This window comes from Borrelia hispanica CRI (assembly GCF_000500065.1).
GTDB lineage: Bacteria > Spirochaetota > Spirochaetia > Borreliales > Borreliaceae > Borrelia > Borrelia hispanica.
This window is the reverse complement of the sequence record NZ_AYOU01000164.1, coordinates 92,841-108,073: the sequence shown is the minus strand read 5'-3', so window position 1 is coordinate 108,073 and position 15,233 is coordinate 92,841. Positions and strand designations below refer to the sequence as shown.

Genomic DNA, 15,233 nt, shown 5'->3' with positions numbered 1-15,233 from the left:
TTAATTCCTCTCTTTAAATATCTTTATCATGTTCATATAAAGTTTACCCTCATTAGTTTCATAAAAAGAATTAGCAATTGAAATGGCCTCTCGTCCTTTTTCAAATTCACCTAAATAAAGATAATTAATCCCTCGCTTTAAATATATTTTTGCTATATCCTCACGCTCTCTTAAATTAATGCTACTCTTATCATCAAGAGCAAAAGGTAAAAGCGAAACTGCATTACTAAAATATTCTTCTGATTCTTTATAATTTTTTTGATAAAACCTTAGAACCCCAAAATTATAATACACACCATACAAATACTTGCTCGTTTGCTCACGCAAAAGTATTTTTTCTGCAACAGCCAAGTCCTTTTTCAGAAATAAATAATAAAATTTATAAAAATAATACCAATCTTGTATTTCATCAACAGGATTATAAATATTAAAGAACAAATCTAAATCCTTTAAATCAGAATAAAGAAGTAAATTCCAAGCCAAAAATTGTGCAATATCACTACCATAGTTTGATCTATAAAACAAACGCCATAAAAAAGACTTTTTAGCTTCATATTTTAAATTTGAATAATTTAAAATAAAATAAAGTTTAAAGAATAAAGGATTATCTTTATATTTTTTTACAATCTCATTTGCATTAAAATAATCATTAATTTCAAAATACATACTAGCCAAATAATAATTCATCATTTCATTTCCTTTAAATTTTTCATTGGCCTTATTCAGATAAGTAATGGCACGCTTTAAATCATTTTCTTTCTTTGCAATAAATGCCAGCCCAAGATATATCATCATACTATAATCAGGAAAATCTGTATAAAGTTTCAAATATTCACTCTTAGCATTATGAATATCTCCCTTCTTCAAATAAGCATCCGCTAACAAAAACATCAAACTAGGTTCACTATTGTCACTAAGAAGTTTAAGATTGGCAATAGTAAAATCCAAATTATCAAGACCATAAGAAATATAAGCAAGTTCTTTAGCAAAATCCTTATCTTCTTTTATTTTTAATAGTATTCTCTTAGCAGCATCCAAATCTTTTTTATCTATATACAAAAGCATTGCATTAATTAAAAACGCATTATTTTGAAGATTGAATCCTATAGTCTCAAATGCAAGAGCATCTCTTTCTTGTTCCATTTTAATTAAAAAACTCTTTATGTCTTTTACATCATAATTTAAAATCACACTTTTAATAAAAGCCTCATCACATAAATATTTATATTCTTTATATCCCAATAAATACTGCTTAGCAACATCATAAGCTTCTAAAACAGCTCCTACTTTAAGTTTTGAATATACTTCGAGTGCCCTAAGCTTCAAATTCCCTGGCAAACTTTTAACACTCAAATCTAGAATATTTCTCATCAATACATAATGATTGATCTTATCAGAATAAAGCTTTGCTCTCTTAACAAGAGAAAGCCACTTATATTCAGTATCAGCATAATAAGAATAAAATTTAATTGCTTTCTCTGCACTATCTAAATTCCCACTTGAAATATAATTATCAATTTCTATAATAACTTCATTAAAATCCCTTTCTCCCTTTAATATATACAAAACATATGGATTTAAGCTCAAATAAACAAAAATTGATACAAAAAAAATTAAAAACAAAATAAAAAACAACAATAACCTATTTGTTTTCAAAAGAACTCTCCATATCTTTTAACAAAGCATCAAGTATACCATTAACAAACTTATCAGAATTTTTATTGCCATATTTCTTAGCAATTAAAATAGCCTCATCTATTATAACCCTTTTAGGAACATCTAACTTTTGAAACTTAAGTGAATATACACTCATTCTTAATATAGCAAGATCAACCTTATCCATACGATCTAAACGCCAATTAAGTGAAATACCACTAATTAATTTATCTATAGACTCTAAATTATCATAAGTACCATTAACTAAAACAGAATAAAATAACTTTAAATCCCCATCCAAATCTATCTCATTCTCTTCAAAACTTAAAATATCAAAAATATTATCCTTTGCCTTACAGTTAACATCAATACTGTAAATTTTTTGAAAAGCTAAAACCCTAGCCTTATGTCTCAAATTCATAACCAATATTATAAATATATTCTCTTCATTTTAGACTAGAATCCAAAATTTGTATACTAGCAGACTTATTGAGTTTATCATAAATTTCTTGTTGTATTTTAGCAACAATTTGCTGTTGATGAACATTAATCATATTATTTTTAATAGCATCCTTTACAGTCATATTCACATTAGGAGATATCTTATCTTGAAGACCTAAAAATTTTTGAGAATACATTTCAGTAACTTTCACTATATGAAAACCTTCCTTTGATGATATTGGATTAGAAACATTTCCCTTTTTAAGCACAAAAACCTCTTTAATAAAGTCTGCACCAAGAACATTTTGAGCACTTTGATCACCCCTTGCCAAAAATCCAAGATCACCATTTTTAACCTTAGAACCTTCATCATTTGAATATTTTCTAACAGCCTCTTCAAAAGTAATCTTACTAGATTTTATTTGCTTTGCAATATCTTTTGCCTGCTCAAGAACCTCTGACCTTTTTTTATCTTTTGACGAAAAGAAAACATGACTAATTCTTGCTATATCAGGATTTACAAATTTAGTTTTATTAGCCTCATAATATTCAATTACTTCTTTTTCACTTGGAGCTTTTATCTCTGAAAACTTAGGCTGAGCAATTTTTAGAACTAATTTTTGCGCAGCAAGAGATCTCTTCATCGAAGCTAAAAGCTCATTCCAATTTGTTCCTTGACTTTCTATCATCTGTTTAATTTGTTCATCTGTAAGACTTGCAAGTCCAAACTGAGCTCTAATTGTTTGCATAACTTCATCATCTGCAACTTTAATTCCCTGTTTTAAAGCTTCCTGACCAAAAAGTACATCAGCAATTAAAACCTGTAAAACTTGCTTTTTTTCAATATTATTTAAATCTCTACCTTGTGTTTTTTTCAATGTATTAACTTTAGACTCAAACTCTGTTTTAGTAATAATTTCATTACTATGCAAATTAATAATTACAACAGGAGTATTCTGAGCAAAAGAAGTTATTCCTAAAACACAAAATAATAAAAAACACAAAAAATTACCCATAAAAATTACCCTTATATCAAATTAAACTAAATCGCTTCATAAAATTTTAACAAAACATTAAACTTAAATCTAGTTTCAAAATAATATTATCTACCTATATAAAAAGGCTGCTATACCTTGACCACCCCCAATACAAAGAGAAGCAATTCCTTTTGACTTATTATTCATACTCATAAGACGTGCAAGGGTCAATAAAATCCTTGAACCACTAACTGCAAATGGATGACCTAATGCAATAGCCCCTCCATTAACATTAACAATATTATCCTTAATATCATATTTTTTACGTAAAGCTTTCAAAACACTCAAAGACTGTGCTGCAAAAGCTTCATTTGTTTCAATAAAATCAATTTCATTTGGATTTAAATTAAACTTTTCTATAATTCCCTCAATAGCAAGAAAAGCTCCAAATCCCATATGCAAAGGATTTAATCCTACACTCTTAAAACCACCAATATAAGCCAAAGGTTTCACATTCATTTTATGAACAAAATCTTCACTTGCCAATATTAAAAAACAAGCTCCATCATCTAAACTAGAAGAATTGCCAGCAGTAATAGTCCCATTTTCTTTAAAGACAGGTTTTAAAGAAGCAAGCCTTTCTAAACTTAAATTATCACGTATTTCCTCATCACTAGACACAACATTTTTAAGTTTTGTCTTTTTATCAAAAATTGATAAAGGATATATCTCATCATTAAAATACCCACTATCTCTTGCAACTTTTGCCTTCATATGAGAATTATATGCAAATTGATCCTGCATTTCTCTTGTAATTTCATACATTTCTGCTAAATTTTCTGCTGTAATACCCATCACAGTAGAACTTGGAGTATCAACTAAAGCATCTTTATATATTGAGTCTTCTATTTTAAAGTCTCCAAATTTCAAACCATCAAATCTGACATTTCTTGGCAACAAATAAGGTGCATTACTCAAATCTTCTACTCCACCTGCAACAACAACCTCACTCTCACCAAGAGATATAGAATTAAATGCAAGTTCCAAAGACTTAAGTCCTGAACCACAAACTTTATTTACGCTAAAAGCAGGGGTAACTTCTCCCAAACCAGTTTTCAAAGTAATCTGCCTGGCAATATTTTGACCAAGTCCCGCTGAGATTACATTTCCAACAATAACTTCATCCACTTTATCAATACTATTCCTTTCAAGCAAAACCTTAACAATATCAGCAGACACATCAACAATATTCATTCCCTTCAATGTTCCTCCAAACCTAGTAATAGGAGATCTAAGGCCACCAATAATCGCTATTTTTTTCATAAATAACTCCAAACAAAAATAATAATTTCAATATTAACAAGTAAAACACAATACGATATAATGTATTTAACAATTATAAATGATTTAATAAAAATTATCATTAAAAATACTGAATTATTAAATACAACTTTCATTTACTTGAAAATAAAATGGTTAATTTATATCAAAACATGGTAGTATTAATCTATAAATGTACTTAGCAAAAGTTAGCTTTAAAACAATAATTATAATGTTAGCTATCAATTCCCATGCTTACAATTATCTAATGAAATATCAAAATGATGGAATTGATAAATACCATTTTGACAAATTAAACGATGGTTTTGGATTCGCTCTAAGTGATTTCTTTGATGACCTAAGAAGTGGCTCTTTAATATTCATCCATGAATCAAAATATAGTTTTATAATAAATGCAGAAGCACACATGTTAACCTTTAGGGGAAATAAAGAAAGTCCCGAACAACTAAGAAAAAGAATTGATCTATTAGAGCTTGGATTTATGTATTATTTCCCAATTTTATTCAAAACAAAAACTCAATATTTTGGAAATCTTAATATTGGTATTGGAATTAAAAATTTACTCTATGGCAATTGGGGTGGCTCTTTAATACAAAGAGCGGTTCACTTTGCTCTAAGACAATTAAGACCAATTCCTAAAAATTATGAACATTACAATTATAGAGGTTTCATAAGTACAGCCATAAATTACTCTTACATGGGTTTTTTTTATCTCGAAAATTATATAGATTTATCTTATTTTTTAGATTACTTTTTTAAAACAAGCATTTCAATGGATTTTAAAAATCAATTTATAGGAATTGAAACACAACTTTTTTATCAAATTCAAAGCAAAATAAAAGATATAGAAACATACTTGAAAATACAAGAAGCAGAAACTGGTATCGGCATTCAATATAAACTTCATTCCAAAAATTTCTTTTCGATAAATAATCTTAATTTAAAAAATTTTTCAAATAAAGAAAATTTTTTTAGCGTAGGAGGATTTGGAATAATTATCACTGAAGAATATGATAATCCTATAGAAAATAACTTATATCTCTTAAATCACAATTTCTCTATAGGATATGATATTATGCTTCCGTTTCAAACTAGGAATATAATATATTACGAAATAATACCTCAATTAAGCTATTATTTCGCAATTTCAGCAAATTATGATATTAATGCACATGAAATAAACAGCCGTACAAATAAATTTTCATCTGGAATAACATATGAATTTTTTACAAAAAATCGGCTCATTTTATATATAGCTTCTGGTTTGTTTTTAGCTTACAATAAAGACAAAAAAGATATAAAATCCATTTACAGACCATTAAAAATAAAAGATACATTACAAACAGGATTTGAAATTGAACCCGGGGTAAATATAAATGCCTTTACATATAATAAAACAAAATACAACATAAAAATATTTACAAAAATGAATTATTCTCCTCTTGTTTATAACACAAACAATCACACGTTAGAAAAACATAAATTCATTTGCAACTACATTGGAATCGGCATAAAAATTAATATTTAATACCTAAAACGCCTTAAACATCAAAAAAGTAAAACAATAAATATATCTTATAAATAATAGTCCATTTCATGTTCTTTATTAACAAATTTAACAACATGTGGCAAAAATAATATATCAACTCTACCCGTAGGACCATTTCTATGTTTAGCAACAATAACTTTAGTGTCAATAGCATTTACAATTCCATAATCATCATCAGAACTGCTCTTTAAATCCTTATCTCTATGAAGTAAAATAACAATATCTGCATCTTGCTCTAATGCACCTGATTCTCTTAAACTAGCAAGACTAGGCTCACGCCCCTCAGTATCCCTTGTAAGCTGTGAAAGAGCAACAATTGGTATTTTAAGTTCTCTAGCAAGCTCTTTTAAAGCTTTACTAATTGAGGCTACCTGCTCATGCCTTGGTACATTTTTACTTTCAAGAGAAATAAGACTAATATAATCAACAAAGAGTATATCTATACCTGAAAATCTCTTAAGTTTTCTAGCCTGAGTTGCAAGCGTTAACAAACTGATATTTGCAGTATCCTCAATATAAAATTCAGAATTACTAATATCATTTACAACATCATTAATTGCCTTAATTTCATGTCCTGACAAAATACTATTTTGAATTTTAAAACCATCAATATTAGCCTGAGATGCTATTATTCTTTTAATTAAAGCATCAGAGGTCATTTCAAGCGAAAAAAATCCTACTCTTCGTTTCTTATCACCCTTTAAGGCTATACTGGATGCAATATTTAATGCAAATGCTGTCTTTCCAACACTAGGACGAGCACCAATAATGATAAAATCACTCTCTCTAAATCCACCAATAAGACTATCTACCTTTTTAAAACCACTTGGAATACCAAAATCAACTTCTCGTTTCTTAACACTCCTCTCATATATTTCAGCATGAACCCTTTCAGCAATTACCTTTGCATGATTAAGATTTTTATTAGAACAATCCAATTCAATTGAAAGAACTTGTCTTTGTGCTTCTTCAACAAATTGTTCAACTTTCTTTGTAGAATCATTAGCCAAATCATTTAGTTCTCTAGAAATTTTTGCAATATCTCTCCTAATACGATGTTCCTTAACAATTTTTGCATAAATATTTATAGTCTTATCAGTTGGAAGATAACCTGAGAGAAAACTTAAATAATCTTGCAAACCTGTTAAAGCTTTCAAATTATTTAAGAGTTGTGACTTAGGAGTTATAGTAGACACCTCCTCAAATACAGTTATCGGATCAATATTCTCTCTTTTCTCATAAAGAGAAATCATAGCTTTAAAAATCATTTCATGATTTTGATTATAAAAATCATCCGGTTTTAAATATAATAAAGCCTCTTCTACTTTCCCCGGATTATAGAATATACTTGAAATAACCGCCTTTTCTGCACCTTCATTAAAAAGAAGTGTAGAGGCTGTGCTTATCGAAGTAAAAGCCACAAGCTATGCCCCTCTCTATTAAACTTCTTTTTCAACACTTTTAGACTTTTTAAGAAGATTTTTTTTCTCTTCCCTTTTGATCTCAACCGTAATTACAGAACTAATTCCTTCATAAAGCTTAATAGTAACATTATAAGTTCCAAAGGCTTTTAATGCACCATGATGCATATCTATTTTTCTTCTCTCAATCTCAAATCCAAGTTTCAAAAGTTCATCAGCAATATTTGAACTATTAATACTATGAAATAATTTACCACTATCATTAGATTGCATTACAAACTCTAAATTCACTTTATCAAGTTTCTCTTTAAGCTCAACTGCCATTTTTCTTCTTGTTTCTTGTCTTTTAAGTATCGCTCTCTTTTTTTGAGAAAAAATATCAATATTATGTTTATTTGAAAAAACAGCAAAACCTTTTGGCAACAAATAATTTCTAGCAAAACCATCCTTTACATCAACAATATCACCTTCTTTGCCAAGATTAATAAAATCCTCTCTTAAAATAACTTTCATAACTTCTCCTTCATTATTTCTTTACAAAAGGAAGTAAAGCCATATATCTAGCCTTTTTAATTTCAAGTGCAAGACGTCTCTGATGTTTAGCAGAAGTACCTGTAATTCTTCTAGGCAATATTTTTCCTTGTTCTGTAATAAATTTCTTAAGGAAATCAAACTCTTTATAATCAGGAACTCTATCCATATCACAAAATTTACATGTTTTTTTCTTAAAAAATCTAAAATTAGGATTCTTTTTAAAACCATCCTGATGTCCATCGGTTCTTGAATCTCTTTGATGAGAATCTATATCTTTATACATAAATTAAAACTCCTAAAAAGGTATATCCTCATTAAAACCATTATCAAAATCAATAGTTTTAAATGAATCTGGCTTCTTATAACTTTCAAAATCAACATTGCTTGTTCCCTGAGCAACAGCAGTAGATGCTCCAAACATCTGAATTTCATCTACCAAAATACTGCACTTACTTTTCTTATCCCCAGTATTTTTATCTTGCCAACTCTCATACTTTAACGAACCACTAACTACAACTTGTTTACCCTTCTTAAGAAAAGCACTAAGACTTTCAGCTCTTTTAGCAAAAATGACACAATCAAAAAATTGAGCATAATCAATCCATTCATCAAGCTTTTTGATTCTTCTATTGTTAGCCAAAGCAAACTTAAGAATAGCCATACCTGAATCAGTATAAGTAAGTTCAGAATCCCTAGTAAGTCTACCAGACAATACCAAGGAATTAATGTCGGCCATCTACAACCTCCTCAATTTACATTCAAATCAGCAGCAACATTAGACTCTGATGGTTGTTCTTTTTCTTTAATATCTCTATTATCTCTATACTCTCTAAAATTTCTTCTTTTAACTTTCTTAACACTAATTTTTCTGTTAATTTTAACCAAAATCATACATCTAAGCAAATTTTTAATAAGCTTTAATTGTGTTTCAAGCTCTTTTAAATTATCACTTGTCATTTTAAATTCTATTATTTCATACCTACCACGTAACTGTTTTTTAACAGGATATTCTAGTGCTCTCTCTCCAAGAGAATTTTCAACAAAATCAACTGCACCAAAAGCTACTAGCTGTTTTTTTACTTCTTCCAAAGCAGATTTATATTCAAGCTCTTCACTTCTAAATAAAAAACAACCTTCATACTTCTTTATCATTCCAACTCCTTATGGTCTTAATTGCACCATAAATTTCTCTAATTTATGGCAAAGGTTATTAACGCTATAATGTATTATTTATGTAAAGTATATAAAAACGCTTCAATTTTTTCAATTCTTGATAAAAGACAATTGAACTTCTTTTATTATTCATTTTTTAATTATTCATAAAAAACGATCAGATGCCTTCAATACTCGATAATAAACGATAAATTTTTTTATTATAAAACAAAAATCTCTTTTTCAATGTATTCTTTTTCAATAACTAAAATTCTAACTTACTATTACTAAAAATTAATCCACGATAAAATATCATTAAAAAATATTCTATGAAATTTTTGCAGTAGCCTATAATCTTGCATGTTTTTTTAAAATTCAGCATTAATAACAATGTACATAATTAATTATAACATCATAATTAATTACAGATAAATAGCAATAAATCACAAGTTGATTATCCGTATAACCTTTAACTAACAACCAATCACTATTTCAGAAATAAAATTCATTCTTTTAACAACAAAATTCAAATAATTTTTACCCTCAATACTTTTTTTACAACCTATACTCCCAACGCCACATTTTCATCTCTCCAAAAAGATACTTAAATAAATAATAAAAAATAGTTTACTATTTAATAATTACAAATACATAACTTTACATCATATTTTCAAGTTTAATCCTTATCATCTTTATTAAGTTTATAAAGCTTCCCTGTTGATCCTTGTTTTTCACGCTTATCATCTTCTTTCATCTCAATATATGCTTTAATTCCTTGTCTTACATTATCAGATGCAACAATAACGCTGGCTTTAAAAAGACTTTTGGGAGAATAATTTTCAATAGCCTGTTTTATATAATAAACATTTGTTCCATAATCAATTTGAATTGTATTACCAATTGTAACAATATTCAAAGCACCTGTTTTTTTAAGAAAATCTTCAAACCTAAGTTCTGGACTGAAAACCACAAAGTTTAAATTTGTCGATACAACATCAAATTCTTGAATATTATCAAGACCTCCAAGTCCTTGCACTACTAAATGAGCAATCCCCATCCCTTCAACTTCACCTTCACTTCCAACAAAAAACGGCTCTCCAACACCAAGAATCTGAAAATCAAAATAATTATAAATCCATTTAAAAGTAAAATAATACAAAGCAAAAAATAACAAACCTAATGGTAATAAATATAACCAATTTGTCTTATCATGCCCTTGTAATACCCCAAACATAACAAAATCCAAAAATCCAGCAGAAAAAGTCATACCAACTGAAATATCAAATATATTAGCAATTAACAATGCAAATCCAGTATAGATAGCATGCACAAAATAAAGTAAAGGCGCTGTAAAAACAAATAAAAACTCTAAAGGTTCTGTAATTCCCGTAAAAAAAGCCGCAAAAGCCCCTGAAAATAACAATGTTAAGATCTTACGCTTATCATCATGAATAATTCCTCTATAAACTCCAAAGGCTGCCCCAGGAAGTCCAAACATAATAGAAAGATAAAATCCACTATTGAATCTAGAAATACTTGAAGAAAATCTTGTAAGATATGGATCTGACAATTGAGCATAAAATATATTCTGAATACCACCAATAACCTGATCATTAATTATTTCAGATCCTCCCAAAGAAGTAAAATTAAAAGGAAATGTCAAAATAGAATGAAGTCCCAGAGGAATGAGTATTCTGTTCAAAAATCCATAAAAAAAACTACCATAATAATCTAACTTAGCAATAAAAAATCCAAAAGAAGTGATAAGTTCATTAAGATAAGGCCAAATTAAAAAAAATATTACTCCCAATAAAATAGAAAAGGGAAAAATCACTATAGGAACAAATCTAATTCCAGAAAAAAAATCAAAAGGTCCTGGCAATTCAATGTTACAAAATCTATTATGTAAATAACCAACTAAAAGCCCAACCGATAAACCACCCAAAATACCTGTGTTTAAAGTTTGAATTCCTAAAACTTTAACTTGTCCAACAGAAGACATCAAATCAGGTTCAGCTAATCCTGAAAATACCCCAAGAAAATAATTCTCAGTAACGTTAAAAATCAAATATCCAACAAGGCCTAAAAGCGCAGCAGTACCTTTTTGCACTCTAGCAACACCAACAGTAATACCTACAACAAAAAATAAAGGAATATTTAATATAACAATATTACTGGCACTTCTAATAAGACCTAAAATCAATTTCAAAACAGCATTATCAACATAAAATAAATTAGAAGGATTTAAAAATGCTGACCCTATCCCAAGCATCAAAGAAAAAATCGTAATAACAGAAATTGGCAATCGCACTGCACTAGAAAATTTTTGCAAATTAGCAAATCTAAGAATTTTAAAAAAACCTATCACGCTGAACCTCTCCATCTAAAAGTTAAAGACAATTCAACATTATATTGCTTTTTTTAGAAAAAGTTAGATTTTAATATAAAAATTTAATAATAAAATTAACATAATCTCTAGTTTTATGTTAAATTATTTTAGGTTACTTGATTTATGTCTTATTTTGCACTAATATACCTAAAATAAAGAAGTATATACATGTTATTAAAATAAAAGTATATAAAAAAGAGTAAATTATGTCTAAAAAAAATCAAAACGTATCACCATATAATGGTATAATACCTAAAAATGAATTATTCAGTTCAATATCTCACTTATTTGGCATGATCCTATCAATTATAGGGACAACTATTCTTATCACCCTATCAATCAATCTAAAAAAATATCTTCATGCAGTATTATTTTTAATCTATGGTTCATCAATGACATTATTATACACAATGAGCACCTTATATCATATATTTACAAAGGGAAGCAAAATAAAACAACTATTTAGAAAATTTGATCATATATCAATATTTATACTGATAGCAGGAACATATACTCCACCATGTCTAATTCTTATGCCTAATATTTATGGTAAAATAATTCTTACAACCGTTTGGGGATTTGCTATTTTAGGAATCATTTTTAAATCAATATACACAAATAGTCCTGGATGGATTAACGGATGTATATTTATCATTATGGGATGGAGTATTATATTTGGAATCAAACTCATCTACAACATACTCCCTACACAAGGATTTTTATGGCTAGCTATTGGGGGCATCCTTTATACAATAGGAGGAATAGTATATTCAACAAGCAAAAATCTAAACCCAATATCAAATATGAGAATGCATGACTTCTTTCATATATTGATACTACTTGCATCATTTGCACATTATTGGTTTATGTTTCAATATGTACTTCCTTATTAATTCAAATTTTTATACCACGAAATTAATATAAAAGTGCTTTAAAGATTACTCAAATCATTTAAAAGCCCTAATACAAAAAGAATCAGCATCATCAAAATACCAAAAAGATAAAAATAGTAAATAATCTTTGCTTTAAATCTCTTTCCACGCAAAAGTTCAATACAACTAATCAAAATTTGACCACCATCAAGCATTGGAATTACAACAAAAAATAAATTCATACCAGCAATAAGTAAATTAAAAATAGCAAGAGTATCAAGCCAATACAATATTCCAAAAGAAAAAGAACCAGCAAAAATATTAATCATTCCAACAGGACCTGTGATATTCTTAGCATTACTTCTAAAATTAGTAAACAACTCAACAATAGAATATAAAATGCGACCCAAAATATCTAAAACTTTATTAAACGAATTTGTAAAAGCAATTACCAAATTATCTGCTCTCACCAATCGTTTCGAACCAGGCAATAAATAAATTCCTAAATTTTTATTAATATCCTGAAATACCAATTTTGAAGTCAAAATTTCTCCATCTCTTTCATATTTAATATCTACCACATTAACATCAAGTTTAGAAATTAAATTGTCTAAATCCCTATTATTACTTATAGACACATCATTAATGCTTACTATTCTATCATTCGGCTGAAGACCAGCAACTTCGGCTGAAGAATTAATTTTAACTTTAGCAACAACAAGATCTATCCAAGGATTAATTTCTTCTAAGAACTTATCTAAATTTGTGTTATCCTCAAAACTAATATTCTCACCATCTCTTAAAACAGTAAAGGTCACTCTAGAATTTTTTAAAGGAAGAACTCTCTTTAAATCAGAATAATATTTTATATTAGTATTATCAACGCTCAATATAACATCACCATCTCTAAATTTACTTAATGCACTCTTATTAATAACGATTATCTTACTAGAATAATCAGGATAAACAATTCCTATCATTTCAATTGCAATAAAAACAATTAATGCAAAAATCAAATTAAAAAGAGGCCCTGCAAAATATATCAATATCCTTTTAAAATGAGAAATACCAAAAATAGAATCTTTATCTGCTTCAAGTTGTTTATTTAACCTAAGTTCATGTTCAAGATGTTCAGACCCTTTAAGTTTACAATATCCCCCTAAAAAAATAGGAGAAAATCTATACTCAGTATCCTTTATTTTGATTTTAAAAAGACTGGGTCCTATTCCTATAGAAAAAACTTCAACCTTAACTTTAAAAAGTCTTGCAAAAAATAAATGCCCCAACTCATGAATGAATATTATAAAAGTGAAAGCTAAAATACTAAAAAAAATATACATTAATGACTCCCAAAACTACGATAAATACAAATAAAATATAGGACCTGTTAAGAGATATGAATCAATTGAATCAAGAGCACCACCTCTACCAGGAATAATTTTACCAGAATCTTTAACTCCTGCACTACGCTTAAGTCCAGATTCAAACAAATCACCAATAATAGTAAAAAATCCTATTAAAACTCCAAAAATCATAGCTTCTCCATAAGTTAAATTTATCAATCCTAAACTTACTACAATAAGTACAACAATGACAGAAAATAGTATACCACCAAAAAATCCCATTATAGTTTTATTAGGACTAATAATAGTGGGCTTATAACTATTTTTCCCAAAGAAATATCCAAAAAGATAGGCAAAAGTATCATTACCACTAACCATAGAAAAAAGTATTAATAAAAGAATAGGTGCTTTTGGCAAAGTAGTAATAGCAACAATAAATGACATCAAAATACCTGGATATATGAGTATAAAAATTATAGAAGTTGCTTGTGATAAAAAATTAACAATTTCATTCTCTTTAATAAAAACCAAATTGACAATCCAGTTACTAAAAACCAAAGTTATAACTAAATAAAATACTATATTAATGCCTAAATCTAAAATATTAAAATGCACATATGTCAAAATTGGAGGGAATATCCCTAAAAAGAAAGACAAAGTACTAGAAACAGAAGCAGACTTAAATTTAAGTAAATCATTAACTTCTTTTGCAGCAATTCCACTAAACATAAAAATTAAAATATTAATCAACAAATAACTCTTAAACTCTAAAAATATTAAAAGCAAAACCAAAGGAACAAAAAATAAAAATGTTCCAAGTCGAGCAACAAATGTCAACTTTTTAGACTTAATACTAAATAAACCTTTATCTCCCAAAATTTCTCTTCCTATTCTTAAAGCACTCCAAATCTCTCTCATAATGAAAAACAAAATAATCTGGCCATAAAACATTTGAAAAAATAAATTCACAATAAGCAAGTCTCCATAAAAGAAAATTACTTACTCTCATATCTCCACCTGTTCGAATTAAGAGATCAAGATCACCAAGTTCTTGATTATCTAAAAACTTAGCAAATTCAACCTCATTTAAAGTTTCAACTGATAACCCTTTTTCTAAAATTTTCTTAGTAGCTCTAACTATTTCATTTCTACCACCATAATTAATAGCCAAATTTAATATAAGCCCATCAAAATTCTTTGTATAATTAGTAGCATCTTCAATCGATTTTTTGACTTTTTGACTTAAAGTCTCAATATCACCTGAAATCACTACCTTTATATTGTTTTCAGCATAAAATTTAAATTCAGAACTTAAATAATCGGTAATTAAAAACATCAAATGTTCTATTTCAGAATTTGTTCTATTCCAATTTTCTGTAGAAAAAACATAAAGAGATAAACACTTTATACCCAATTCACAAGAACGTTTCACTATTTCTTTAGCTCGCTTTAAACCCTCTTTATGTCCTTCAAAAAATGACAAACCTTTTTTTAATGCCCATCTTCTATTGCCATCCATAATGATCCCAACATGACTTGGAAGGGAATTACTACTCAT

General features: G+C 27.9%; 15 protein-coding genes. 2 read left to right on the top strand and 13 right to left on the bottom strand.

Translation table 11 applies throughout. The features are described from left to right. The 4 genes from U880_RS0108905 to U880_RS0108890 all read right to left on the bottom strand — a co-directional run bounded on the left by U880_RS0108905 (window position 1) and on the right by U880_RS0108890 (window position 4,397). Window positions 1–1,656, bottom strand: a complete 1,656-nt coding sequence (locus tag U880_RS0108905) for a tetratricopeptide repeat protein (protein WP_024655678.1) — start codon at window positions 1,654–1,656, stop codon at window positions 1–3. Beyond that, complete coding sequence (gene nusB / locus U880_RS0108900; protein ID WP_024655677.1) at window positions 1,643–2,077, bottom strand: transcription antitermination factor NusB; 435 nt, start codon at window positions 2,075–2,077, stop codon at window positions 1,643–1,645. The genes U880_RS0108905 and nusB overlap by 14 nt, the downstream gene beginning before the upstream one ends. 25 nt (window positions 2,078–2,102) lie before the next feature. After that, window positions 2,103–3,113 (bottom strand): peptidylprolyl isomerase, encoded by a 1,011-nt coding sequence (locus U880_RS0108895; protein ID WP_024655676.1) that lies wholly within the window; start codon window positions 3,111–3,113, stop codon window positions 2,103–2,105. Window positions 3,114–3,203: 90 nt separating this feature from the next. Continuing rightward, window positions 3,204–4,397 (bottom strand): thiolase family protein, encoded by a 1,194-nt coding sequence (locus U880_RS0108890; RefSeq protein WP_024655675.1) that lies wholly within the window; start codon window positions 4,395–4,397, stop codon window positions 3,204–3,206. A 190-nt stretch (window positions 4,398–4,587) separates the two neighbouring features. On the opposite strand from U880_RS0108890, the gene U880_RS0108885 reads away from it, so the two are divergent. Further along, a complete protein-coding gene (locus U880_RS0108885) occupies window positions 4,588–5,943 on the top strand; it encodes a hypothetical protein (protein ID WP_024655674.1) in 1,356 nt (451 codons plus the stop codon). A 47-nt stretch (window positions 5,944–5,990) separates the two neighbouring features. Here U880_RS0108885 and dnaB read toward each other — a convergent pair whose 3' ends face one another. The 6 genes from dnaB to U880_RS0108855 all read right to left on the bottom strand — a co-directional run bounded on the left by dnaB (window position 5,991) and on the right by U880_RS0108855 (window position 11,439). After that, window positions 5,991–7,385 carry a replicative DNA helicase gene (dnaB, locus tag U880_RS0108880; protein WP_024655673.1) on the bottom strand — a complete coding sequence of 465 codons (1,395 nt, stop codon included), beginning with the start codon at window positions 7,383–7,385 and terminating at the stop codon, window positions 5,991–5,993. Between the two features lie 18 nt (window positions 7,386–7,403). After that, on the bottom strand, window positions 7,404–7,898 hold the full coding sequence (gene rplI / locus U880_RS0108875; protein ID WP_024655672.1) for a 50S ribosomal protein L9: 495 nt from the start codon (window positions 7,896–7,898) through the stop codon (window positions 7,404–7,406). Between the two features lie 13 nt (window positions 7,899–7,911). Continuing rightward, the gene (rpsR, locus tag U880_RS0108870) at window positions 7,912–8,202 is read right to left on the bottom strand and encodes a 30S ribosomal protein S18 (RefSeq protein WP_012537884.1); all 291 of its coding nucleotides are present in this window, start codon (window positions 8,200–8,202) and stop codon (window positions 7,912–7,914) included. 12 nt (window positions 8,203–8,214) lie between these two features. After that, the gene (gene ssb / locus U880_RS0108865) at window positions 8,215–8,655 is read right to left on the bottom strand and encodes a single-stranded DNA-binding protein (RefSeq protein WP_024655671.1); all 441 of its coding nucleotides are present in this window, start codon (window positions 8,653–8,655) and stop codon (window positions 8,215–8,217) included. Between the two features lie 11 nt (window positions 8,656–8,666). Then, window positions 8,667–9,071: a 30S ribosomal protein S6 gene (rpsF, locus tag U880_RS0108860; RefSeq protein ID WP_024655670.1), complete on the bottom strand. Its 405-nt coding sequence runs from the start codon at window positions 9,069–9,071 to the stop codon at window positions 8,667–8,669. A 676-nt stretch (window positions 9,072–9,747) separates the two neighbouring features. Then, window positions 9,748–11,439, bottom strand: a complete 1,692-nt coding sequence (locus U880_RS0108855) for a PTS transporter subunit EIIC (protein WP_024655669.1) — start codon at window positions 11,437–11,439, stop codon at window positions 9,748–9,750. 227 nt (window positions 11,440–11,666) lie between these two features. On the opposite strand from U880_RS0108855, the gene trhA reads away from it, so the two are divergent. After that, the gene (trhA, locus tag U880_RS0108850; RefSeq protein ID WP_024655668.1) at window positions 11,667–12,353 is read left to right on the top strand and encodes a PAQR family membrane homeostasis protein TrhA; all 687 of its coding nucleotides are present in this window, start codon (window positions 11,667–11,669) and stop codon (window positions 12,351–12,353) included. Between the two features lie 38 nt (window positions 12,354–12,391). Here the strand turns inward: trhA and rseP are convergent, their stop codons facing one another. From rseP to uppS, 3 genes are read right to left on the bottom strand one after another with little or no spacing between them, the layout of a single operon-like run. Then, window positions 12,392–13,672: an RIP metalloprotease RseP gene (gene rseP, locus U880_RS0108845; protein ID WP_024655667.1), complete on the bottom strand. Its 1,281-nt coding sequence runs from the start codon at window positions 13,670–13,672 to the stop codon at window positions 12,392–12,394. 15 nt (window positions 13,673–13,687) lie between these two features. Then, window positions 13,688–14,593, bottom strand: coding sequence for a phosphatidate cytidylyltransferase (locus U880_RS0108840; RefSeq protein ID WP_235048063.1), 906 nt, complete (start codon window positions 14,591–14,593; stop codon window positions 13,688–13,690). Further along, entirely contained in the window at window positions 14,541–15,233 is a 693-nt protein-coding gene (uppS, locus tag U880_RS0108835) for a polyprenyl diphosphate synthase (RefSeq protein WP_024655665.1), read from the bottom strand. Before uppS ends, U880_RS0108840 begins: the two co-directional genes overlap by 53 nt.

Bases quoted from the DNA above. Each gene is read 5' to 3' on its own strand.
- nusB (WP_024655677.1), bottom strand. From the start codon at position 2,077: ATGAATTTGAGACATAAGGCTAGGGTTTTAGCTTTTCAAAAAATTTAC.
- U880_RS0108895 (WP_024655676.1), bottom strand. From the start codon at position 3,113: ATGGGTAATTTTTTGTGTTTTTTATTATTTTGTGTTTTAGGAATAACT.
- U880_RS0108890 (WP_024655675.1), bottom strand. From the start codon at position 4,397: ATGAAAAAAATAGCGATTATTGGTGGCCTTAGATCTCCTATTACTAGG.
- U880_RS0108885 (WP_024655674.1), top strand. From the start codon at position 4,588: ATGTACTTAGCAAAAGTTAGCTTTAAAACAATAATTATAATGTTAGCT.
- rplI (WP_024655672.1), bottom strand. From the start codon at position 7,898: ATGAAAGTTATTTTAAGAGAGGATTTTATTAATCTTGGCAAAGAAGGT.
- rpsR (WP_012537884.1), bottom strand. From the start codon at position 8,202: ATGTATAAAGATATAGATTCTCATCAAAGAGATTCAAGAACCGATGGA.
- ssb (WP_024655671.1), bottom strand. From the start codon at position 8,655: ATGGCCGACATTAATTCCTTGGTATTGTCTGGTAGACTTACTAGGGAT.
- rpsF (WP_024655670.1), bottom strand. From the start codon at position 9,071: ATGATAAAGAAGTATGAAGGTTGTTTTTTATTTAGAAGTGAAGAGCTT.
- trhA (WP_024655668.1), top strand. From the start codon at position 11,667: ATGTCTAAAAAAAATCAAAACGTATCACCATATAATGGTATAATACCT.
- rseP (WP_024655667.1), bottom strand. From the start codon at position 13,672: ATGTATATTTTTTTTAGTATTTTAGCTTTCACTTTTATAATATTCATT.
- U880_RS0108840 (WP_235048063.1), bottom strand. From the start codon at position 14,593: ATGAGAGAGATTTGGAGTGCTTTAAGAATAGGAAGAGAAATTTTGGGA.
- uppS (WP_024655665.1), bottom strand. From the start codon at position 15,233: ATGAGTAGTAATTCCCTTCCAAGTCATGTTGGGATCATTATGGATGGC.